Annotated in this window: 19 protein-coding genes; 5 read left to right on the top strand and 14 right to left on the bottom strand. The window is 36.0% G+C overall.

Features of this window, described 5'->3' with window-relative positions; all coding sequences use genetic code 11:
* Window positions 1–48: 48 nt before the first annotated feature.
* The 6 genes from A2290_01535 to A2290_01510 all read right to left on the bottom strand — a co-directional run bounded on the left by A2290_01535 (window position 49) and on the right by A2290_01510 (window position 4,168).
* Complete coding sequence (locus A2290_01535; protein ID OGC15026.1) at window positions 49–546, bottom strand: hypothetical protein; 498 nt, start codon at window positions 544–546, stop codon at window positions 49–51.
* Window positions 547–611: 65 nt separating this feature from the next.
* Window positions 612–1,124, bottom strand: a complete 513-nt coding sequence (locus tag A2290_01530) for a CDP-diacylglycerol--glycerol-3-phosphate 3-phosphatidyltransferase (GenBank protein ID OGC14992.1) — start codon at window positions 1,122–1,124, stop codon at window positions 612–614.
* Entirely contained in the window at window positions 1,121–2,335 is a 1,215-nt protein-coding gene (locus A2290_01525; GenBank protein OGC14991.1) for a ribosomal protein S12 methylthiotransferase RimO, read from the bottom strand. The genes A2290_01530 and A2290_01525 overlap by 4 nt, the downstream gene beginning before the upstream one ends.
* Window positions 2,332–3,195 carry a tRNA (adenosine(37)-N6)-dimethylallyltransferase MiaA gene (locus A2290_01520; protein OGC14990.1) on the bottom strand — a complete coding sequence of 288 codons (864 nt, stop codon included), beginning with the start codon at window positions 3,193–3,195 and terminating at the stop codon, window positions 2,332–2,334. Before A2290_01520 ends, A2290_01525 begins: the two co-directional genes overlap by 4 nt.
* Before the next feature lie 5 nt (window positions 3,196–3,200).
* Entirely contained in the window at window positions 3,201–3,665 is a 465-nt protein-coding gene (locus A2290_01515; protein OGC14989.1) for a hypothetical protein, read from the bottom strand.
* The gene (locus A2290_01510; GenBank protein ID OGC14988.1) at window positions 3,662–4,168 is read right to left on the bottom strand and encodes a 3-isopropylmalate dehydratase; all 507 of its coding nucleotides are present in this window, start codon (window positions 4,166–4,168) and stop codon (window positions 3,662–3,664) included. The genes A2290_01515 and A2290_01510 overlap by 4 nt, the downstream gene beginning before the upstream one ends.
* Window positions 4,169–4,322: 154 nt before the next feature.
* Between A2290_01510 and A2290_01505 the strand changes: the two genes are divergently transcribed.
* On the top strand, window positions 4,323–4,919 hold the full coding sequence (locus tag A2290_01505) for a hypothetical protein (protein ID OGC14987.1): 597 nt from the start codon (window positions 4,323–4,325) through the stop codon (window positions 4,917–4,919).
* Window positions 4,920–5,330: 411 nt separating this feature from the next.
* Window positions 5,331–6,995 carry a hypothetical protein gene (locus A2290_01500; GenBank protein ID OGC14986.1) on the top strand — a complete coding sequence of 555 codons (1,665 nt, stop codon included), beginning with the start codon at window positions 5,331–5,333 and terminating at the stop codon, window positions 6,993–6,995.
* Here A2290_01500 and A2290_01495 read toward each other — a convergent pair.
* From A2290_01495 to A2290_01465, 7 genes are all read right to left on the bottom strand, one after another.
* Complete coding sequence (locus A2290_01495; protein ID OGC14985.1) at window positions 6,952–8,208, bottom strand: 3-isopropylmalate dehydratase large subunit; 1,257 nt, start codon at window positions 8,206–8,208, stop codon at window positions 6,952–6,954. The genes A2290_01500 and A2290_01495 overlap by 44 nt on opposite strands.
* A gap of 52 nt (window positions 8,209–8,260) precedes the next feature.
* A complete protein-coding gene (locus A2290_01490; protein ID OGC14984.1) occupies window positions 8,261–10,933 on the bottom strand; it encodes a hypothetical protein in 2,673 nt (890 codons plus the stop codon).
* Between the two features lie 72 nt (window positions 10,934–11,005).
* Window positions 11,006–11,536 (bottom strand): hypothetical protein, encoded by a 531-nt coding sequence (locus A2290_01485; GenBank protein OGC14983.1) that lies wholly within the window; start codon window positions 11,534–11,536, stop codon window positions 11,006–11,008.
* A gap of 71 nt (window positions 11,537–11,607) precedes the next feature.
* Window positions 11,608–13,716, bottom strand: coding sequence for a hypothetical protein (locus tag A2290_01480; GenBank protein OGC14982.1), 2,109 nt, complete (start codon window positions 13,714–13,716; stop codon window positions 11,608–11,610).
* A gap of 56 nt (window positions 13,717–13,772) precedes the next feature.
* Complete coding sequence (locus A2290_01475; protein ID OGC14981.1) at window positions 13,773–14,585, bottom strand: UDP-3-O-[3-hydroxymyristoyl] N-acetylglucosamine deacetylase; 813 nt, start codon at window positions 14,583–14,585, stop codon at window positions 13,773–13,775.
* On the bottom strand, window positions 14,554–15,900 hold the full coding sequence (locus tag A2290_01470; GenBank protein ID OGC14980.1) for a hypothetical protein: 1,347 nt from the start codon (window positions 15,898–15,900) through the stop codon (window positions 14,554–14,556). Before A2290_01470 ends, A2290_01475 begins: the two co-directional genes overlap by 32 nt.
* Window positions 15,893–17,083, bottom strand: a complete 1,191-nt coding sequence (locus A2290_01465) for a translation elongation factor Tu (protein ID OGC14979.1) — start codon at window positions 17,081–17,083, stop codon at window positions 15,893–15,895. The genes A2290_01470 and A2290_01465 overlap by 8 nt, the downstream gene beginning before the upstream one ends.
* A gap of 206 nt (window positions 17,084–17,289) precedes the next feature.
* Here A2290_01465 and A2290_01460 point away from each other — a divergent pair, with 206 nt between their 5' ends.
* The 3 genes from A2290_01460 (at window position 17,290) to A2290_01450 (ending at window position 20,874) form a co-directional block, all read left to right on the top strand.
* Window positions 17,290–18,252, top strand: coding sequence for an ABC transporter permease (locus A2290_01460; protein OGC14978.1), 963 nt, complete (start codon window positions 17,290–17,292; stop codon window positions 18,250–18,252).
* 1,142 nt (window positions 18,253–19,394) lie between these two features.
* Complete coding sequence (locus A2290_01455; GenBank protein ID OGC15025.1) at window positions 19,395–20,126, top strand: ABC transporter permease; 732 nt, start codon at window positions 19,395–19,397, stop codon at window positions 20,124–20,126.
* 61 nt (window positions 20,127–20,187) lie between these two features.
* Window positions 20,188–20,874: a hypothetical protein gene (locus tag A2290_01450; GenBank protein OGC14977.1), complete on the top strand. Its 687-nt coding sequence runs from the start codon at window positions 20,188–20,190 to the stop codon at window positions 20,872–20,874.
* 98 nt (window positions 20,875–20,972) lie between these two features.
* Here A2290_01450 and A2290_01445 read toward each other — a convergent pair whose 3' ends face one another.
* Window positions 20,973–22,745, bottom strand: a complete 1,773-nt coding sequence (locus A2290_01445; protein OGC14976.1) for a tRNA uridine-5-carboxymethylaminomethyl(34) synthesis enzyme MnmG — start codon at window positions 22,743–22,745, stop codon at window positions 20,973–20,975.
* Window positions 22,746–23,179: the final 434 nt, after the last annotated feature.

Genomic DNA, 23,179 nt, shown 5'->3' with positions numbered 1-23,179 from the left:
TCCTCCTTTTTTTACTTGTGCATAAGACTTTTTATCTTTGCACCTTAACTAAAGTTTTGTTCCGCCACCTAAGTGAAACCATAAAAGCCCCATTGCAGCCTGGGTTGCTTTCTCCCTTATTTCACTTCGCGTCCTTTCAAGAGTTAACTCTTTGCATTCACTTGATGCATTTGTTACAAGTGATAAATATACTAACCCTACTGGAGCGGGAGGTAGCGGATCCGGACCTGCACAACCTGTAATTGCAAGTCCAATATCTGTTTTAAATTTTCGCTTTATTCCTTCGGCCATTAAAGTGGCAATCTTTGCGCTTACAGCCCCTTCTTGTGCAAAAATTTTTGGCGGGATTTGCAGTTCCTGTATTTTTATCCTGTCATGATAACTTATAACCCCACCTATAAAATAATCAGAACTTCCAGGAATGTTTGTCAGCCTTGCAGCTATCATTCCTCCTGTCATAGATTCTGCTGTAGCTATTGTCTGATGACTGGTTTTTAATAGCTCAGCAATTTCAAAATCTGTTATTTTCCCCAACGAACTTAAAATTTTACTATAAAAGTCTTCAAGTTTAACCTCTATGGGTTTTATATTTTCTCTTTCCATTGTTTTATCTACTTTAGCTCCATACCAAATTTTTTGGCGTGGAGATGTATATATTCAACTCCGGAATACACAGAAAGGATCATTGCGATCCATAGGCATAAATTTCCAAAAGGGATTTCTAACATAAGCATTAAAACAGCTAAGACTTGCATAACTGTTTTAGCCTTTCCAGACAATCCCGCGGCTATTATTTTGCCTTCTGCTCCCAAATGGGCTCTCCATCCACTTATAAAAATTTCTCTAACAGAAATTATTACAACCGGCAGGGATGCTGCCATCCCCTTTTCTGTTAAGATTATCAATGCTGATATGACAAGAACTTTATCAGCAATAGGATCCATCAGCTTGCCAAAATTTGTCACTTCTTTGTTTTTACGCGCCAGATAACCGTCAAAAAAATCGGTTATAGCCAACACTGTAAATAACGCTGATGCCAAGTAGTATTTGTTTAAATACAACAAGGTTACAAGTAAGGGGATTAAAGCAATTCTAAACGAAGTTAAAAGATTTGGGATATTCAGGTTAAAACGGCTTCAAGATCGTAAGCAGACGCTTTGACAATTTTAGCTTTAACGAACCTGCCCAATTTTAAATTGGGATTAAATATTTTTACAGAACCATCTATATCTGGCGCATCCATATAAGTTCGTCCTATACAGAAGTTTTTACCGATTTTTTCTATTAAAACTTCGAATGTTTTACCGATCAATTTTTTATTCAGCCCCTTAGATATTTGGTTCTGCAAAGCCATTAACTTGTGAAACCTAAATTCTTTAACTTTTTCGGGAATCTGCCCCCTTAATTTTGCTGCAGATGTCCCTTCTTCTTTGCTATATTTAAAAATTCCCAACCTTTCAAACTGCATTTTTTTTATGAAATCGGCAAGTTTTAAGAATTCTCCCTCTTTTTCTCCTGGAAAACCGACAATTAAACTTGTTCTTAAAACTAAGCCCTTTATTTCATTTCGTAGGGTTTCTATCAAACCCTGAACATCAGAAGAGGAGACTCCTCTCCTCATCTTTTTTAAAATATTATCACAAATATGTTGGATAGGCAAGTCTATGTATTTACATATTTTTGCTTCTTTTTCAATGGTTTTTATCAGATTTTTTGATAAATGTTTGGGGTGTGTGTACATTATACGAATCCATTTTATATCTTTTATTTTTGCCGTTTTTCTTAATATCTCTTCAAATTTTGGATGTGCGGAAGTGTCTTGGGCAACAAAAATAATTTCTTTTACTCCTTTTTTTGAGAGTTCTCTCGTCTCTTTTAGAATGTCGGCGACTTTACGGTTTTTTAGCGGTCCTCGAATTTTAGGTATTAGACAATATGAACACCTGTTATTGCAGCCCTCAGAAATTTTTATGTAGGCGGTCCAAGGATTTGTAGCTTTTATGCGGGGGGAGTGGCTGTCGAAAATATCATCTGAATTGATTATCCCGTTGAGCTTGCTTAGCTTGTTGAGCCTGTTTTTTTCGTTTTTTATTTTTGGCAGGCAACCAGCCACATAAATTTTCGCTTTATGTTTTTTATTTTTTATTGCCTTTTTAATTATTGCAAAAGATTCGTCTCTGGCGGATCTTAGAAAAGCGCAGGTATTTATAACTATTATGTCTGCATCTTTTAAATTTTGCGTTATTGAGTAGCCGGCACAAACAAGTTCTCCCATGATGACTTCGGTATCGCAAAGATTTTTAGGGCAGCCCAGAGAAATTATATGTGCTTTCATTCAGGGGATTCCCATTTAACATTTTTAAATCTTTTAAACCAGGTCATTTGTCTTCTTGCAAAGTTTCGGGTCCTTTTTTTTAATTCTTCGATCATTTCTTCCTTTGTCCATCTTCCTTCCAGATATTCTACAACCTCTTTGTATCCCAATGCCTGAAATGATCTAAGGTTTTTTGAATATCCTTTGGCCAACAATCCTTCTACTTCATCAATCAATCCTTTTTTTATCATGTTGTCTGCTCGCCTATTTATTTTTTCGTAAAGTTGTTCCCGAGAGAGGTTAAGCCCTATTATATTTGCTGTTTCTGTTGTGTCAGATTTTTTCATTTTTTGCATCTGAGTAATTGGTGATCCCGTCAGTTCATAAACTTCAAGCGCGCGTATAATTCTTTTTCGATCGTTCTGATGGATTTTTTCGGCGCTCTGTTTGTCGACAGAGTTTAATTTTGTATAGAGCTCTTCTATTGTTAGTTTTTCTAGGTTTTCTCGGATTTTTTCATTTCCGGATACGATAGGGAAGGAAAACCCGTTAATAAGCGCCCATAAATATAGGCCCGTACCCCCTACGATAAGGGGCGTTTTTCCTCTGACAATGATTTCAGGGATTATCTTTTTCGTGCTTGCTATAAAATCTGAAACAGTCCATTCTTCGTCTGGATTTATAATATCTATTAAGTGGTGAGGGATGTTTTTTCTCTCTTCCAGGGGAGGTTTTGCTGTTCCTATATCCATTCCGCGATAAACTTGCATCGAATCGGCAGAAATTATCTCTCCGTTTGACTCTTCTGCTAACTTAATTGAAAATTTTGTTTTTCCTGTGGCGGTTGGGCCTAGGATAATTATTGTTTTTTCTAAAGGCATACTAATTAATTTAAAGGCTTGTCTTTGTCATGTATATATTTTTTTTCAAGACGATGGAGTGAATGTAAGACAATTAAAGTTAGAGCGGTTGTAAAGATTGCAACATGATATAATTCAAAACTTATAGACATCCCAATTGCAGCAGCTATCCATATTGATGCGGCAGTAGTAATTCCGGAGATAGATCCTCCGGCATTTCTAATGATAGTACCAGCTCCGATAAAACCTATACCTATTAGTACATTGGATGCGATGCGGGTTGGATCTACGTTTGGAAACATAGAAAATGCCATGAATGAGAGCATAGTAAATATCGTTGCTCCTATGCAGACTAAAATATGAGTCCTAAGTCCGGCAGCTTTTCCTTCTTTTTCCCTTGAAAACCCTATAAATCCTCCCAAAATACACGCAAAGATAATTTTTGTTATTAAGTTGCATTCAAAAGGAGATATGGCAAGTAAATTGCTCATGTAATTTTAAACCCCCCGTGTTTTTTAAAATGTTCTATAAGTCCGCCATCTTGAAGTAGCGTCTGCATCGTTTTTGGCAAAGGGGCAATTTTAATCTCTTTGTTTTTTGTAGAATTTTTAATTAAGCCATTATTCAGGTCTATTTCTAATTCATCATTTTCGTCAATTTCATCTGTATTACATTCAATTGCTAGGAGTCCCAGATTAAAGCAGTTTCTATAAAATATTCTGGCAAAAGATTTTGCAATGACAGCCTGTAATCCTGAGTATTTAATAGCCTGCGGAGCCTGTTCGCGGGATGACCCACAACCAAAATTTCTTCCGGCGACTAAAAAATCTCCTTTTTCTATCCGCCTGTAAAAATCGGGGTCCAAATCTTCCATAACATGTTTGGCAAGTTCATAAGGGTCTTGTATTTTAAATTTATAACGGCCTGAAATTATATAATCTGTATTTATGTCGTCTTTTGTTTTTGTTGTTCGCGCTTTTCCTTTTATGCTCATGATCTTTAAATTTTAGCATAGCTTTTATTGGTAGTAAACCAAAAGTGGTTTCATTTTATAATAGCTGAAATTTTTTTGTGAATGAGGTGATAAAGAATCATCATAGGAGAATCGGAACTTATTCTTCTAAAATCAAACGGGAGGTGAAAAAATAATGACACAAGTAAAAGATGCATTATCACATACATTGGCAACGTTAAAATTTGTAGGGTTGCCAAAATGGAAGGAAGAAAAACTGCAGACATCAATTTTTAAGATGAGCATAGGTAAATTGTTAGGTGGTGACTATGTATATGAGCTAACGTCAAGCAGAAGCCACCAGATAGCAGAAACAAAAAGAACTGGGATTCCTGTATCAGCGATGCGAAGAATATGGTTTAATTTATTAAGACTTAATCTTGATAAAGAGGTGCAAATGTTTGCTATGGCACAACTTGGGGGATCGCCAGCTTATTGGGATAGAATTGCCAGAGATGATATGGCTAGAGAGGCTATTTTAGCGCAAGCTCAGCTAGTCTATTCTCCCGGAGGAATTTTTAAAGCTCTTTCTGATGTTGACAAGCTAACAGTAATGACGGCGAAATTCAATTCAAAAACGGTTCATCCTGAAGATATTGAGGCTGCAAAGCCCTTTAAGGATAATCCTTTGTTTAGAAATACTGTAGAAACCTTTGTTAGTAGTATACCAGAAGCACATAAAGAAGCACTAAAAAAGCTTTTAGACCTAATTCATAACGAACTTTTGCAGTAACTTTATCGAATCATAATTTTAAGATATACTGTCTCAGATTAACCCCGATTAGGATAATCGGGGTTAATCTCTGGGGCAGTATGTGTTTTTGTGGTATTTTGTAATGGCTCCCTTCATTCGCGCCTTATTCTGTTGATCTCTTTGATAGCCCAAGCCTTATTTTAGCTGCTCTATTAATAAAAAAATGAAATTATTTATTTTTTTGACCGAATACTATTATATGCAACAGTCATATTATACAGGGACTGTCGCGAAATGACAGTTTTTGCAATTTGTCATCCCCGCGAAAGCGGGGATCTATCTTGTTTTCTGAGAAATAGATTCCCGTTTTCACGGGAATGACCATTTCGCAACAGTCCCATACAGGAAAATTGACACAGAAAATGTCAGAAATAGTCAAAAAGGAGTTTTATGCTTGGCGCTGTTTCTTTAGTCCCTTCATCTGCAACTTTTAAAAAACCTGTTTTTCTTGACAGGGCGATGCGCTTTGCCGTTGGTCTCTGGATTTTGGGTAAAGGACCATTGCTGAACGAAGACATGGTTTTGTTTGCTGATAAAAAGGGGCGACTCTTTTTATCTGAACATGAGTTAAGCATGAGCGACTTTCAATTGGCGGAAAGAAGCAGGCATAGAATAGTTGAAAAATTTTTAATTCCTGGCGTTGAACCCGGTGCCTTGTGTAGAGTCAGTTTCAGCGAAGAGTTGGAATTTTATAAGGGAGATTATCGTAAAAATTATCTGGTAGATGTTGATGTTAAAGGCAAAAAAGAGACATATTATCTCTGCTGGCGGGAATGGAATTTTGGTTATGCGCAAAAAGCTTCCTATGTTGTAAAGAACCCTGATGTTCTGACTTCAAAACAATTGGATTTTTTTTCTGACATTAAAAGGAGAGAATTTGGTTTGTCTGGATATTTAAGGGGTCCTTTCCCTTTAGATTTTGAAAAAGAGACATTTCTTCTTATGCTTGCAAAGGCTGGAAATAAAGAAGCTAGGGATTTGTTGGTTTACTTTTATCGCCGGTTGATAAAGAGAATTGCAAATGGCAATCCCGACAGCGACGACTTAATGCAAGAGTTAAGTTATAAACATTTTCCACGCTCTATCGATAAATTTAATCCTGAACTTGGGGTTTTGTTTTCCGGGTATGTAGCAGAGCGGTTGAATTTGATAGCTTTTAGGCTTGTTAATAGAGGGGATAAAACCAGGACAGGCAAAATTTCTTATGAGCCGGGATGGAGAAGAGAGGAGCGTGTGAGGGTTGGGAATATTATTACAAGGCTTGAAAAGGAATTAGGCTATAAACCTGAGGAGAGAGAAATTGAGCTTGCCCTTGCAGAAGTTGTTGATATTGATTCTTTGCCTAAACGACTGATTAAGAGCCTTGAACGTGAAAAAGGAAAAAAATTAAGCGATAGTGAGCGTAAGGTGGCCGGAGGAGAATGGTTGCTAAGCAGGTATAAAAAAATAGGGGAAGAGAGATTTTCTGTTGAATTGTCTTTAGACTCCAAAGGTATGAGCCCATTAAAATTAAAAAACATATCTTTGTGGGGCGTAAGTTCTTATGGTTTGACTCAAGAGGGGAGTATTGATGAAATTGTAAGAGAAGGGGTTACTCTCTCTCCTTTAACTTTTGCAGAAAGAGATATTCTTACGAGACTTTATTTATATGATGAACCTATGTCCAGAGAAAAAATTGGGGTAGAACTAAAAATAACAGGAGAACGGGTCGGACAAATTGAAGTTAGAGCGCTTTCAAAAATGGCTTATTATCTTTCTCAAAAATACCCTGAATTTTTTTCTGTAAGAAATTGGGAACTTAACGGTAGAAGGGCAAAAAGATATCTTCCCCAAACTTCTCTTGTTGGATGCTTAATAAAACAAAAAAGGAAGAGCCTGGGAATGTCTCAAACGGAGCTGGCCGAAAAACTTGGAATTTCGAGGTCGTATGTAAGGGGGCTTGAGAATGGAGAGAATAACATTAAAGGGCTTGATGAAGGGATAGCCTTAACTCTTTCTCTCTTTCTTGGGGTTAAAGATATTTTCGAGGGTCGGATATTTTCCCTTCGATCATAGAGGCTGCTACCGTTGCCGGAGATCCAAGATAGATGAAAGAATTTACATTCCCCATCCGCCCTTTAAAATTTCTGTTTGCGGTTGATATCACGTTTTCTCCATCTGAGGGAACTCCATTGTGCGTGCCGACACATGGGCCACAGCCTGGAGTGACCGCTATTGCGCCGGCATTTAATAATATTTGATATGTCCCGTCATTTATCATATCTAAAAGAATATCTTTTGACGCGGGGGCTATTATTAATCTGCAGCTTGGATTTATTTTTTTATCTTTTAAAATTTTTGCCGCAACTTGAAAATCTTCCAATCTTCCGTTTGTGCAAGTTCCTATATATCCTTGTTGGATTGGAACATCGCCTATTTTTGATATAGGAACAACATTGTCTACTGTATGTGGCTTTGCAATCTGAGGCTCTATTTTTTCAACATCAATTTCAATTGTTTTTGCGTATATGGCATCTTTGTCCGCGTATACAGGCTCTGCTTTTTTAGGCGAGTTACTTTTTACCCAATCTAAAACTTTTTGGTCGGCTTCCATAATCCCTGCTTTTGCTCCGCATTCTATCGCCATGTTTGATATAGTAAATCTTGCGTCTACTGATAAGTCGGAAATAGCGTCCCCCCCAATTTCCAGCGCCATATAAGTTGCTCCGTCTGACGTTATATCTCCAATAAGTTTTAGTATTAAATCTTTGGAATATATTCCTTTCTGAATTTTACCGTTATATAAAACTTTTATAGTCTCCGGGACTTTAAACCAAAGTTTGCCTGAAATCATTCCCGCGGCTAAATCTGTCGATCCGATTCCTGTGGAAAAAACATTTATAGCCCCATATGTGCATGTATGTGAATCGGCTCCTATTACTAAATTTCCAGGGACGACATGTCCTTGTTCTGGAGTAATTTGGTGGCATACCCCGCAACCGATATCATATAATTTAATGCCATAAGACCTTGAAAAATCTCTTATTTTTTTATGTATTGCAGATACTCCTGAGTTTGGGGATGGAGAGCTATGATCTATTATTATTGCTATTTTTGAAGGATCAAAGACTTTGTTTGCTCCCATTTTGTTGAAGGAATCTATTGCTACTCCGCTTGTGCCGTCTTGCCCAATCATAAAATCGAGATTGGCGATTACTATATCTTTAGCTTTTGCATCGGTTTTTGAGTGTTCTGAAAGGATCTTTTCAGAAATTGTTTTTCCATTCATATGTTTTATTATATCAAATTTAGCCTATCTGTCATAGAGAGGGATCAAGGGTTTATGATTCTTGTTTAACGGGCAGGATAATTTTAACCCATGTCCCTTTTCCTAACTCTGAGTCTATATTGATGCTTCCTTTATGTCCGTCTATTATACTGTGAGTTATGGCAAGCCCAAGTCCTGTTCCTAAGTGTTTGGTTGTAAAAAATGGATCAAAAATCTTTTTTAAATTTTCAGGTGAAATCCCATGTCCTGTGTCTTTTATTTCTATTATTATATCCTGCAGCACCCCTTCTATTTTCCTTCCTTCTCTTATGTCAATATTTATTTCCCCTTTGTTGTGAATTGACTGGATCGCATTAAGTATTAAATTTGAGAAGACTTGTGATAACTGTTCTTTGTCGGCGGTTATTAAAGGTAAATTTGTTTGATATTGCGTATTAATTTCTATGGAAGATAGTTTTGCTTTTTCAGTGAAATATTTGACATTATCTTCCACGACCTCTTTTATGTTTAAATGAGTAAAGCTGGGAGAGTTTGATTTTACAAAACCCATCAAAGTTTCGACTATTGAATTTATACGTTTTATCTCTTTTGGCATTGTCTCTATCAATTTATCGATAAACTCTTTTTCGTTGCGTCTTTGCGGAAGAAGTTGAGAAAAAACATTTAGAGAAGAGAGCGGGTTTTTTATTTCATGGGCCATCCCCGCGGCCATTGTTCCAAGCGCTGAAATTTTATCTACTCGTCTTGCCTTTTCTTCCAAAACTTTAATTTCGGAAAGGTCAGTTATTGAAAGAAGAGCTCCTATCTTTTTCCCTTGAGTGTTTACAAGGATTGTGCTACTTAACGATACAGGAACAAAATGGTCAGAAACCATGAGTTTTGATTCAAAACTGTTGAAACATCTGTTTTTAAGAGTTGCTTCAAGTATTTTTGATATTTCGTTGTTTAAAAACAGCTCTTTAAAATTTTTGCCAATAACATCATTGTGTGACAAGCCGGTTATTTTTTCCGCCATCGGATTAAAAATTTTTATTTCTCCGTAAACATCAATTGTTAGGACTCCCGATATCATGGCATCTACAATATCCTGAATATAATTTTTAACAGTTAATACCTCTTCATACAGTTTTGTGTTTTCCAGCGCTACGGCGACCTGATTTGCCAACGTTATCAGAAGCACCATATCCTCCAGCGTAAAGGTTTCGCCTGATGCTTTTTGTCCTAAAAATATTATAGCTGTCAGCTCATTCTTTGATATTACCGGTATCCAGATAATCCCTCCGAGACGCGCCATATCATCTCTTGTTTTCTTTAAAAATATCTCTTCATCTTTAGACTGGAACCCTTTTTGTTTTGATATTTCGTCTTCTATTTCATCTATAAAAAGTATATCGTTTCGCATAAGAAGCCAATTAGGTATTGGTCCGTTCGCATCCATCTCAATATATTTGTATTTGTTTTCTTCTGCATCTCCATTGAATGGAACGGAACGGTATTTTCCCCGCTCCTTTTCCAAAAGCAAAAAGGATACTTCCGAGACTTTCATTGTTTTTATAAATGTTGATACTATTAAATCTGTTAAATCTTCGACTCGTATTTGGGTTGCAATTTTACGGCTCATGTCACGCAATGTTTTTTGGTAATCATATTTAGTTTTAAAAAATATTTTATCTGTTATATCTTGCAGAGATTTAACAAATGGCATAGCAATAAAAGAAATTATTATTACTACCGATCCTATTGCAAGGTTGGAATTGTATCCCAAAATCCCCCTAAGAAACTGTTCGGAGAACATTATGGCGATAACATAAATTGCCATAATAGCTGCCATTGCAATTCCATAAATAAAACTTTTTTGAATAATTATTTCTAAGCTCATTAAGCGATGGCGAAGGATTGCATAAGTGATAATTCCAATCAAAATTATCGTAGAATTAGGTCCAAGGAAAGTAAGGTAAGTAATTCGCATTGATGGAAGGATTAAATTTGTTGTAATTGCAATAAGGGCAGAAAAACCAAAAGCCAACGCCACATAGCGAATTTGTATTTGGTTAACCCCTGAAAATTTTCTTGCTTTCGTAAAAAGAACATGAAAAAACAGGCCAAAATATATTAAGTAATATAATAAAAATAGCGGATACATAAATCCATATGTTCTCATAATTCCATTAGCCCCAAAACTTACTTCTTTTAAAATTAAATTACTAAAAACACATATAGGGAAAAATATAATTGGAAACACAATAAGTCCCCATTGCACCTTAGAAATGGGGTTTATTTCTTTAGGAAAAACAAGGCTAAAAAATAATAAGAAAGCCGGAATAAAAGATGCGCCTAGAAATGCTATCTTGCCGCTTGTAAAAAGGATATCTAAGTCTGTATTATGCCAGAAAAAGATATAAACTCCTATTGTCCATAAAATGACTCCGCAGATTACTCCAAAAAATGAAAGATTAATCTTGTTTTTTACATTGTTTAGCAATACCATACTTCCCAAAGCCAGGTTTGCCAAAACCAAATAAAAAGAAAATAAAAACTTACCCCAACCAAGAATAAAAGATACAATTGTACCAGTAACTGCCAGGATTATGAATAAAAACAACACTCCGCGAATTAAAAAATTTTCTATGTTCAACAGCTTGTAATGTATAATGGCATATGTGATAAAAAAAGCCATAATAAGAGTAAAAGGAGGACCAATTGTAAAGAAAGAGGAAAACCCCATCAGTGGTAATATTAAACTAGCTATGCTTCCAAAAAAACCAGATGATACAATTCCAAAAAGAATATAAAAAATCTAGAGCTTCTCTATCCCTACTGACTTCAAATATTTGTAAAATAAATTGCCCAAGCCTAAAACAAAATAAACAATAAAATATACGCTATAAATTCTGTAAAGAGGCCCAAAAATTGGACCACCTAAAAACGGATAATTATAATCTTTTATTAATAATTGGCTTATCATTAAAGGGGTAAATAAAGAAAATAAAGAAAAAATCAATCCTGGCAAAAGACAAACCATTTTAATAGTATTTGAAAGTTTTCTTTCTTGTTTAGGGAAAATAAAGCTAAAGTACAATATTAAGCCCGCTATCATCCCAGATCCTACGGGAGTCATTCTCCTAAAAAAAATAGCCCAATCTGCAGTTTTTGCATTTAAAAATAAAAGAACACTTAGCGTCCATAAAGCAGAAGAGATGAGAAAATAACTAAAAACACGGGAAGGTTCATCTTTAGGATTTTTAAAATAAATGTATAAAGCCAATCCCAGGTTAAGTGCTAACGCAATCAACAAAAGAACACTATTAGAAATTACAAAAAGGGCCACGCTTGAAATTATATCGTTTTAATGAAAAAGCGTCAACCGTCCTTGACACCGTCCTTGGCGCGGCCTAAGTGTCAAGAAAAAGACTTTCGAGATACGAAAAAACCTATTCCATGGAAAGGAGCAACAATATGATTTTTCCAAAAACGTCTTATTATCAAAGCTCTTCTCGTCCATTTGGTGTACAATCCAGTAATAATCATCATATCGCCATTCTCTCTTTTTATATTATCACAAAATTTTGTAACAGCTGGATCTTTATGATAAAGACGTATCCCGTCATAGACAAGCCCGCCCAAAATAACTTTTGTTATTCCTCTCCAAACAGAGAATTTCTTGTCATATTCTAAAGTCTGACCTAATTTTTTGTGATATTTTTTTAGCAACCTTTCAATAAGGATGCTTTCTTCTTGCGTAGGGGATCTCATTGTTCTTACATTGGGGTAAATATTTTTTAAAAACTGCAATGACCCAACAATTCTATCTGCAGGAGTAAAGGCAAGAAGCCGAATAGTTCCATTACTAAGGCTATTATATTCTCTGGAAACCTCGTCAGTCATTCTTTCGTTAAGTTCAACAGACCACCTCGATCCTTGAACGCGAGGGTCAACAACGGTTCCGGAAAACCTAAAAACTCCTTCCTCCTCCTTTTTCATAGAAGCAAAACTTAAAATTTCACCATCCTTATCTATCAGGAGCGCTAACCTTTCCGCAGATTCTAGATAAGCATCTGTAACATACTTTGAAATAAACTCAATATTATATTTCTCTCCAAAAATTTCACCTTCTTTGCAAGTCACTGGAGTAAGACTTCTAATGAAAGCTTTCACCATCTTATTTTTTAATTCTTCTTTTTTTACAGGATCAAGCGCTATGGCAGGGGTCCTCATTATATTTAAACAAAATTCTTCTTTTTTGCCTTGTGGATTTCTTCTCTCTACCATTTTAAAAAAACTACCCGCAAGAAATGGCGTTAATTGAATCGAAGCCTTTGATATTCTTGATTGGGCTGAGCCCTGTGCCTTTGCCCTAACATTAGCAGGCGTTAATTGAAGGGTGTCTTTTGCTTCAGGAGTTGCCTCCTTTTCTTTATGCCATGTTGTTGGAATTTGAGTTGCTTTATTGCCTGAAATTTCTTTTGCTCTATTAAATACTTTTTCTACTAAAGCTAATAAAGTCTTTTCTAAGTCTGTTGGATTTGTATTTTTGCTTATCAAAACCCCCCTACTATCATCGGAAGTTAGCTCGCAGGTAATACCAAATTTCTTCTCATGATATATAATGCGTATTTTATCTTTTTCATCGATAGAAGAAGGAGGCAGATGTTCAAATTTGATACTATCTCTTATCATGTTTATAAGTTTTGAGTCAAGTTTAACCCAATCTTGCGTAGAAAATAAATCTAAAGATTGAAGCGACGCCCTTGATGCGCTTTCACTTATTCTAGGCGCAACCAAACTGACTTTAACCCTGCCGAAAAGAGCTGTTTCTAAGGATTCTTTAAATTCTGTGAACAATTCATGAAAGGTTTCTATTGAAGATAGATTGTCACAAAAATCTGCGGTTGCTCTGTTTATATGTGCAATCTGATTATAATACTTAAGCGTATTTGAGTCTTCCCAGTAAACTCTTTTATGGAAAACTAAATAGTCTACGGCTTTTTTTAGGAGCTCTAAATCAAACTTTTTAAAAAAGAAGTATTTTTCTGTTAAAAGGGGAGGTAGCTTTCCTTCGGCAATTTTTTGAGAATGGTTTTTTGTGTAAGCTTCAGCAATTTCTTGTAATGTATAACTGCGGGTTGGGTCGGCATTTGGGTCTATCAATCCAAAAATTTTCGAGGCTAAAATTTTGATTTGAGAATTTGAAATATTAGAACTTGATCCATTGCCGGAAAGATATCCGTCAGTAGGGGATGCGCTTTCAATTCTTTGTGATAATAATGGCATGTTTGATGGAGAAAAACATAATTTTGGATCAAATTGAACTCCATACAAGAGTGGAATAAAGCTTGGTAAATAATTTATTAAAACAAACCAATACAGCCCCTTAACTTTTTGTGGGAATTTGGGGTTGTAATCATAAGGAAATATGACATTTCGCGCTCCATTATTTAAGAGCATTATTCTTTGTTCGTTGCCTTTGTTTGCTGCCCAGGTTGCTTTGGTTGTAAGATTGGAATGCATAATATTTTTTCGTAATATCCTTCTAAAAATTGCAGGCAATAATATTTTTCGCGGATTTATGTTTGACTTTCTAGTCTAATAAGATTTGTAAGTTGTACATTTAGTTTATGCCCTGATTTTTTCGCGATAATTTTTGCCTTTAGATAAGCTTGTAATAACGCTAAATCACCTATTAAATCTAGGATTTTATGGCGAACCATTTCATCTTTGAATCTAGGCTTGTTAACATAACTGTTTTTACTTAGAACCAGAGCGTTTTTGGTTGATGCCCCTTTTGCAATTCCGTTTTTTTTAAACATTTCAACTTCTTCTATATATCCAAAAGTTCTTGCGGGAGCAACCTCCTTTATAAAATCTGTGTTTTTATTGTAAATGAAATGTTGTTTTCCAAAGGCGGGAAAATCGACTTCAAAATCTATACAAAATCCGTCGTAGGGAATAACCTTAATAGAACTTTCTCTCTCTTTTACTTCAATAGTTTTTTTAATTACTATAATTGTTTTTTTCTTTTTAAGTATTTTTATGCCGGCGCTTAACAATGCTTTTACAAAAAAAAGCGCGCTACCATCCATTGCAGGGGGTTCGGGTGTCGAAAGTTTTATCTCTAAAGAATCTATCCCTAGTCCATAGGCAGCTGCCAGGACATGTTCTATTGTTTGAATCTCGCCAAGGTTTGTTCCTCTGTTTGTTGTTGTGACATTATTAGAAGAAGCTTCAATTTCTTTATCTCCAAGTATAAAATTGATTTTACCCTTTTCTGAGGGTAAAAAACTGATTTTACCTTTTTCCCCGGAATGAAGGCCTATTCCTGATAAGGAAACTTCTTTCTTAATGGATTTAGATTGGTTCTCTTCTTTTGATTGGGACATTTACACCGTCTCCATACAATCTATAATAGCTGCGTATGAATTCTTCTTTAAGAACCTCTTTTGAATCCTTGTTTGTTACGGTTCGTTTTACGACGGTACGAAATGGCGCGCCCGAATGAATTATAGTTTTATACGATGTCGGAATATATTTCCCTCCATGGCTTGCCATATATATAGCGGGGCTTGAAAAAGTTACCTCTTTTGACGTCGGTGTCCCGTATATGCTAAAAGATAATTTATGATTAGTTGCGGTAGTTTTTATTAGAATCGGACGCCCTGTGTCATTTTGGAACTTAAAGTCGGCGGATCCTGGATAGACTGTAGCATCTCTCCCTAAGGGGTATATGTTAAAATAAAAAGAGTGGTTACGCCTGGCAATAACTTTTAAATCAGCCAGGGAGACTACATTATAAAGGGTTGTGGCAATTTGACATGTTCCTCCCCCATATTCAGGAACAAGCTCATTATTTGAGATGACAAAGGCTTGCCTGAACCCTCTTTGAGGAGAAAAATCTCCTATTTGTTCTGTTAGCGAAAAGATACCATCCGGCATTATTAATTTCCCATCAAGCCATGATGCAATAAGTTTTATATTGTGAATTCTATTTGGAGAATCATGAGAGCCAAAGTATGTTGTAAATGAGGCTATTTTATGTACGGGTGGCATTGAACGTAAGGATTCTTCTGTTATTTTTTGATCAAACGAGTATTCTACCTCCGCGGAGACTATATATCCTCCGTTTAACAACGCCCTTCTTAATTTTTCTAATGTTTTCTCAACATTTAGTTTTCTACTCGGGTTGTCTGGATAAATGTGGTATCCCCCTGTCTTTTCATCAAATTCTATTTTTGCATCTATTGCCGGGGCATTTATTTGTTGAGCCAATTCGGAAAGGATTGCTTCGGTCTTTGAAGGTGTAAATGAAAGGGAAGGAGTAAAAACATGATAGTGCTGGGATAACCGTTTTTGCAAACTAAGAAAATAATTTGTATTTTGAGGGAGCGAAAAAATGTTGTTTGCTGTTTTTTCTGAAAGATAGTAAAGCCCTAATTCTCTGGGCAAAAAAGAAAAACTCTCATCGGAACTGACCGAAAGAACTATAGAATGAGGGAATACCTCTGAGATAAAACTTCTATTTAACTTATCTACTACTTCTTTTCTGGTAAGCTTGGAAATATTGACTTCGCCTATAAAACTATTGGGAGGAAGCTTTTGATTGCTGATGATAAAATCAAAAGCCATTATTCCAGCCAAAACAAAGACTGAAAGTATAGCGAGTATAAATAAAAATTTTATTCCAGCTTGGCTATTCAATAATTTTAGTTACAGCTCCAGCTCCGACGGTATGTCCGCCTTCGCGAATAGCAAATCTCATACCTTCTTCTATGGCAACCTCTGTTATTAAAGAGACAGACATTTCTATATTATCTCCAGGCATGACCATTTCAACTTTATCTGGTAGTCCGATTTCTCCGGTAACATCAGTTGTACGAATAAAGAATTGTGGCTTGTAACCTGGGAAGAAAGGGGTATGTCTTCCTCCTTCTTCTTTTTTTAATACGTATACTTGAGCTTTGAATTTTGTATGTGGTTTAACAGTTCCAGGCTTTGCGGCGACCATCCCTCTCATAAGTTCTTCTTTTTCTATTCCTCTTAAGAGTAAGCCTACGTTATCTCCTGCCATCCCTTCATCCAGTGTCTTACGAAACATTTCTACTCCGGTAACAGTTACTTTTTTATGTGATCCTAAGCCGATTATTTCTACTTCTTCTCCCACTTTTACTATCCCTCTTTCAATACGGCCTGTTCCTACTGTCCCTCGTCCGGTAATTGAGAAGACATCTTCCACAGGCATCAAAAATGGCTTATCTATAGGTCTTTCAGGATCTGGAAGATAAGTATCTAAGGCATTTGCTAGTTCCAAGATGCACTTAGCTGCCTCCGGATCTGTTGGATTTTCCATGGCTTTTAAAGCTGATCCCCTGATGATTGGAATTTTATCTCCGGGAAATTCGTACTTTGAAAGTAATTCTCTGATTTCTACTTCTACAAGATCTATTAATTCAGGATCGTCAACCATGTCACATTTGTTTAAAAACACTACTACGTTTGGTACGTTTACCTGCCGGGCAAGGAGAATGTGTTCACGAGTTTGAGGCATAGCTCCATCTGCGGCGGAAACAACCAGTATAGCTCCATCCATTTGCGCTGCGCCTATGACCATGTTTTTTACATAATCTGCGTGACCAGGACAATCGATATGAGCATAATGCCTCTTGTCTGTTTCATATTCTACGTGAGCAATAGCAATTGTAATACCTCGAGCTTTCTCTTCAGGCGCGGCATCAATTTCATCAAATCTCTTTGCTTTTGCAAATCCCTTTTGCGCTAAAACATTTGTAATAGCTGATGTTAGGGTTGTTTTTCCGTGATCAACATGTCCTATTGTTCCTACATTCAAGTGCGGTTTTTTTCTTTCAAACTTTTCTCTTGCCATTATTTTTCCTCCTTAGAATTTTAGACATTCAACCTTATACTTTTCCTAGCATAATAAGTAGTTCGGACAAATGTTATATTATCAATAAAACTTGTTAATTGTCAAGATCAAATTTGATGTGATATTGTATTGCTTCTTGCTAGAGTTTTCTAATTAGTGTAGAATTTAACATAGAATTAAAGGTTATCAATTTATAATTTGAAGGGATTGGGACAAAATTGATACGTAATTGGCTCCAAAAAAAATGGTATAAATTTAAAAAGTACCGCTTTGCTTATTTTTTTGTGCTTCCTACTGTTATAGGAATGGTAGCTTTGCATTTGACTCCTATTCTGCAGGGAATTTGGATGTCGTTTCTTAAACTTAATCAATTCACTCTTGATCAATATGTAGGGGCCCCTTTTATAGGACTTAAAAATTATTATGATGTTTTGTTAAATTTTAAAAGCCCTATACGAATAGGCTTGTTTGACGCCGCTAGAAATACTTTTATTTACACCCTTGTTGTCACTTTCGGGACAGTTTTTCTTGGAATGCTGGTTGCGTTAATGGTTAACAGAGAATTCAGGGGGAAAGGGATGATTAGAACTCTCTTTTTGTTTCCGTGGGTTGTCCCTACCTATGTTACAGGTTTATTGTGGGGGTTTATGTGGCAGCGAAGTGTCGGAATAATTAATATAATACTTGTCGATATCTTGCATTTGTTGCCGGACAAGCCTTTTTGGTTAATAGGGCCAAATACAATTTGGGCGATTATTGTTCCTACAATTTGGAGATACTGGCCGTTTTCCATGCTTCTCCTTTTGGCTGGGATGCAAAGTATTCCGGAAGAGCTTTATGAGGCAGCTGATATAGACGGAGCTTCCGGATGGAGAAAGTTTTGGATGATTACTTTTCCTCTGTTAAGGCCGGTATGGTCCATTTTAATACTATTTGGATTGATATTTAATGTATACAGCTTTAATATAGTAATAATGATGTTTGGTTTTGGCGCCGGATTTCCCGGTGAGTGGGGGGATTTATTGATGACGAACATTTTTAGAAATTCGTTTATGCAATGGAATTTTGGTTCAGGGGCCGCGACCTCAGTTTTGCTTATGATAACTATGATTCTTATTGTGAATGTTTGGTTCTATTTTTATAGAAAAATTGAAGAAGAAAGTCGATGAATATAAAACTTATTTGATTATAAAAAATATGTAGTTACAACAAAAAGAAAAAGAGGACAACAGTGATTAATATATCATATTATGCAAAAAAAAGAATAAAAGATTACCTGATCCATTTTGTGATGTTGGTGATCCTTGTTTTTACTCTTTTTCCTATTTGTTGGATGATTTATACATCATTGAAAGAAAACACAGATATCCTTGTTGGTAAAATTCCATTATCCCATGCTCATAACAATGTTGTTGATATAAAAGTTGAGGGAAAAACCCTTTGGGTTTTAACCTCAGATGGGGGCATTAATAATCTTGACAGAAAAACATTAAATTCTAAAGGGCATGTAAGCGCTCAAACTATGTCAACAGACTTTTTGGTTGATAAAGATTATATTTGGGTCTCTTCAGCAAATCACGGATTATTAAGATATGATAAAAATAATTTAAAAACAAAAAAGGAGTTTGATCTCCGCCTCCCCAGCTTTGATAAGGCTAAGGTTGGGCCTACGACTCTTCATTCAAATGGCAACAATATTTATTTTACAATGAAGTATAAAGGGTATGAGCAGGTTGTCGAGTTTAATAAAAAAACAGAAAAAATTTCTAAAGTTTATACAGTTAAAAACATGTTTTCACCCTCTCAGATTCAATCTGTTTTAGCAGTTGGCAATAGTTTGTTTGTTGGTCTTGATACAGGGCTTATCGAAGTAAATAGAAAAAGTGGTCAAATCGTAAGATCTTTTTCTGTGATAAAGCATCTTCCTCTAGGAGTGGAAAGGATGGCGCAATTTTCAAGACTTGGCGATGAAATAATTATTGCGGGGAATAGCGGTGCTTTCCTTTTTAATATAAAGAAGGGAGAGATCGTAAAAAATGTTTATCCAAATGCTGTTTATGGTTTAAATGTTATTGGGGAGAGTATTTATATCGGGACAAACAGAGGTTTAGTGGAATATAAAGCCGGCGTCGATTTTAAAAAGATTTTTGCTAAAGAGTCTTTATTTCGCCAAATAAAACAAGGTGGAACGGTAATAACTGATTCATCTTTTACCCCTTCAGAAGTTATTGTTTTTGATAGAAGCGGGGATAAGCTTTACTTGGGGTCTACTTATGGACGTTTGTCTGAATATTCTTATGGGGCTAAAAAAATAACGGCAACAGCTGCAGCAAACCCCGGGCATTTGGTTGTTTCCTGGGTTAACTATGTTGATATGTGGAAGAATGTTGATTTCGGTTTGTATCTTAGAAATTCTTTTATAATTTGTGGGATATCAATGTTTTTTGCCATGATTTTTGCTACAATGGCCGCGTATGCTTTGTCCAGGTTTGATTTTCCCGGAGCCCGATGGATTTCTGTCGCAATTCTAGCAACACAAATGGTTCCGGGCATTATGTTTTTGATACCTATTTATTCTAATTTTGTTAAAATTTCAGATATGACTGGAATTCCTATAAAAGGGACATTTTATGGGATAATTTTTATGTATTCTATATTTTTTATACCTTTTTCTGTTTGGATTTTGAGAGGATTTTTTGCTGCGATTCCGATAGAGCTTGAAGAGGCTGCCCGAATAGATGGTTGTTCTCCCCTTCAGGTTTTTTGGCATGTGGTTTTACCCCTTGCAATCCCTGGAATTATAGCGACAGGTATTTATATCTTTCTTACAGCTTGGGATGAGCTTATTTTTGCTTGGGTTTTGACATCAGCAGATACAATGACAATCCCTGTGGGAATTAGAAACTTTGTGGGGAATTATCAAAACAGATTTGATCTGATAATGGCTGCTGCAACCGTTGCGACTGTTCCTGTTATGATTCTTTTCTTTTTGTTGCAAAAACATATTGTTAAAGGTCTTACCGCAGGGGCGGTTAAGGGGTAGTTGTTTTTACGTGAAATTTATTTATTACTATTTAGATAAACAGATGGAGGAGGTGAAAACAGTGAGAAAGCTTATTATTCTTTTTGTATTGATTTTTGTTTTGTCTGCTGTATCGTATGGTTTTGGAGAGAATAAATCTTCAAATAGTTCCTCTAAAGCTTCTTACCCTTATTTAATCGATGGGTTTGCAGATGGGAATTACAATGAAGGACCGGAATGGTTTGTGTTTGATAATATCATTCCTACGGTGGTTTCTAACTCAATGTTGCCCCAGAATAATATCGAAGTTGGAGAATATTCTTTAAATATTGTTGGGACAGCAAAGAATTGGTATGTTGGCGGAATGGGAACCGTTTTGGGGATAGATGCCACCAAATATAATTCTCTTGAAATGAATGTTTATGGTAACGGAGAGGGTTCTGGTCTTTTAAAGATTGAACTATACGATGATGATAACGGAAATGATGAGATCGAAGTTGACAAAGCATGGAAGCCTACAGAAGATGATTTATGGAGCTATGAATTGACAATTGATTGGAAAGGCTGGAAGCATGTGTCTATGCCTTTTACTGAATTTGCCAATACAGGCAGAGGGAATGGAATTTTTGATCCCAACCTGACTGGTGGATCTAGCGGATTGAATAAAATGCAATTAATTGTAGTTGCGAATCAAGAAGACGGAGCTGTTGATTTTAATATAGATTCACTTGAATTTGGTCTTTCTTCTTCTGAAAGTGAAGGCATGTGATAGTTTTTTGATGTGTGGATAAGGTTATAGTTGTTTATCTGAAAAGGCACAGGCATTTTTTGCTTGTGCCTTTTTGTTTGTAGTATATTTTGGCGCTGTTAGGAAGAGGGAGTATTTTTTCTTCGAATAATTTCTAAGTACACCATTAATACAGAAATATCAGCGGGGGATACTCCTCCTATTCTTGAAGCTTGGCCCAATGTCAATGGCTTTTTTTCTGATAATTTTAATCTTGCTTCTTTAGATAAGGTTGTTATTGAATGATAGTCAATTAAGTCAGGGATTTTCTTTCCTTCCAGTCTTTTCAGTTTTTCTGCATGCTCAATTTGTCTTTTTATATAACCCTGATATTTTTTTGATATTTCAATCTGATTTTTAACTTCTTCTGATATAAGATTTTCTTTTTCAATAGCATCCTTCTTTACTAGAAAAGCATTGTAACGGTCTTTTGATATTAAGCCGATATTGTACCCTTTTTCTGTTAATCGTAAATCCGCATTATCTTGCCTTAGAAGTAAACGATATTCTGACCGTGCCGTTAGCATTCTATAAGGCTCATCTATCTCTTTTGTTATCAGATCATCAATTAATGTTCCGATATATCCTTCATCTCTTCGAATAATAAGGGGGGGCTTGTTTTTAATTTTCTTTGCGGCATTAATTCCTGCAATTATGCCAAGAGCTGCAGCCTCTTCATATCCGGATGTTCCGTTTATTTGTCCTGCGCAAAAAAGCCCGTCTATTTTTTTTGTTTCCAGGGAATATTTTAACTGTGATGTGGGAATATAATCATATTCCACAGCATACCCGGGCCTTAGTATTTCTACGTTTTCTAATCCGGGCATTGATTGCAACATTTCTAGTTGTACGTCTGCAGGGAGGCTTGTATTTAACCCTTGAGGATAAATTTCCATTGTATTTCTTCCAGTTGGCTCTATAAAACATTGATGTTTCTCTTTTTCAGCAAAACGGACAACCTTATCTTCAATTGAAGGACAGTATCTAGGGCCGATCCCTTTAATTTTCCCTTGATATAAAGGCGACCTGTTTAAATTGTTCCGAATTATTTCGTGTGTTTTTGATGTTGTCCATGTTAAATAGCATGGGATTTGGGGAAGCTGTTGTTGTGGATTTTTCGGGACTTCTAGGCCATATTGTTTATATTCCCAAACAAAGGAAAACATTTTAGGAGGCTCATCTCCCGGTTGTACTTTCATTTTAGAAAAATCTATAGATCTTTTATTAAGTCTTGGAGGAGTTCCTGTTTTTAATCTTCCAAGTTTTAATCCGATTTTTTTTAAGCTTTCAGAAAGTTTTTTTGCGGGAAGTTCTCCCGATCTTCCCGCTTCCTGGTGGTTCATTCCTGTATGGATGACACCGTTTAAAAAAGTTCCGGTAGTTATAATTACTGTTTTACTTTCATAGATAATACCTAGAGCGGTTTTAACTCCTTCTATCTTTCCATTTCTTGCAAGTATTTCATCTACAATATCCTGTTTAAGGTCAAGGTTTTTTTCTTCTTCCAGGATGTTTTTCATCACAAGATGATAGAGGTCGCGGTCGGATTGAGCTCGCAGGCTGTGTACAGCATCTCCTTTAGTGGTATTTAATGTTTTCATTTGTAGAAATGTCAAATCGGCGGAAATCCCGATTTGCCCTCCCAGGGCATCAATTTCTTTTACCAGTTGGCTTTTTGCCGGTCCACCAATTGCCGGGTTGCAGGACATAAGGCCTATGGTATCTAGGTTTATTGTCAGAATAAGCGTTTGGCATCCTAAACGGGCAGAGGCTAAAGCTGCTTCAATCCCGGCATGACCGGCCCCAATTACTATAATGTCGTATTTTTTTGAATGGATATTTTTTGATGACATATCTATAAAGCCCGATTATTCATATTTGAGAAAAATTTCAACAGTCTATCTACCATTGGCTCCGTTGTGATTAATCGGGGTAAATAAATTATATCATGATTTTTCCCACCACGCCCTAAGACGGAGTTAATCGTAAAACCTCAACTATTCTCAGACATAATGAACCCCGATTATTCACCCCGATTAGGAAATCGGGGTTCATACCTGGGAAAATTTTCAACACTCTGCTAGAATTCTGTTCGTCTATGAATCATCGGGGGAACTATTTTTTTGAGTGAAATTTTTTAAAAAACATGCTGAAGATAGACCATAATGAAATCAGTGGATTTTTCAATTATTTGCGAGGAGGTTTTTATTTATGGTTGAAGCTGTTACACGAAGGCCGCATATTGGAAGGGATTTCTTCCGTGGAGTTATAGCGTTTCATCAAGGGG

It is taken from the genome of candidate division WOR-1 bacterium RIFOXYB2_FULL_36_35 (assembly GCA_001771505.1).
Taxonomy (GTDB): Bacteria; Margulisbacteria; WOR-1; order XYC2-FULL-46-14; family XYC2-FULL-37-10; genus XYB2-FULL-36-35.
The sequence above is the reverse complement of the archived record's forward strand: the minus strand, read 5'-3'. Positions and strand labels throughout refer to the sequence as shown.

Coding starts and splice junctions, on each gene's coding strand:
- A2290_01475 (OGC14981.1), bottom strand. CDS start 14,585: ATGTCCCAATCAAAAGAAGAGAACCAATCTAAATCCATTAAGAAAGAA.
- A2290_01480 (OGC14982.1), bottom strand. CDS start 13,716: ATGCATTCCAATCTTACAACCAAAGCAACCTGGGCAGCAAACAAAGGC.
- A2290_01495 (OGC14985.1), bottom strand. CDS start 8,208: ATGAATGGAAAAACAATTTCTGAAAAGATCCTTTCAGAACACTCAAAA.
- A2290_01505 (OGC14987.1), top strand. CDS start 4,323: ATGACACAAGTAAAAGATGCATTATCACATACATTGGCAACGTTAAAA.
- A2290_01515 (OGC14989.1), bottom strand. CDS start 3,665: ATGAGCAATTTACTTGCCATATCTCCTTTTGAATGCAACTTAATAACA.
- A2290_01490 (OGC14984.1), bottom strand. CDS start 10,933: ATGGGGTTTTCCTCTTTCTTTACAATTGGTCCTCCTTTTACTCTTATT.
- A2290_01500 (OGC14986.1), top strand. CDS start 5,331: ATGCTTGGCGCTGTTTCTTTAGTCCCTTCATCTGCAACTTTTAAAAAA.
- A2290_01525 (OGC14991.1), bottom strand. CDS start 2,335: ATGAAAGCACATATAATTTCTCTGGGCTGCCCTAAAAATCTTTGCGAT.
- A2290_01445 (OGC14976.1), bottom strand. CDS start 22,745: ATGTCATCAAAAAATATCCATTCAAAAAAATACGACATTATAGTAATT.
- A2290_01510 (OGC14988.1), bottom strand. CDS start 4,168: ATGAGCATAAAAGGAAAAGCGCGAACAACAAAAACAAAAGACGACATA.
- A2290_01465 (OGC14979.1), bottom strand. CDS start 17,083: ATGGCAAGAGAAAAGTTTGAAAGAAAAAAACCGCACTTGAATGTAGGA.
- A2290_01520 (OGC14990.1), bottom strand. CDS start 3,195: ATGCCTTTAGAAAAAACAATAATTATCCTAGGCCCAACCGCCACAGGA.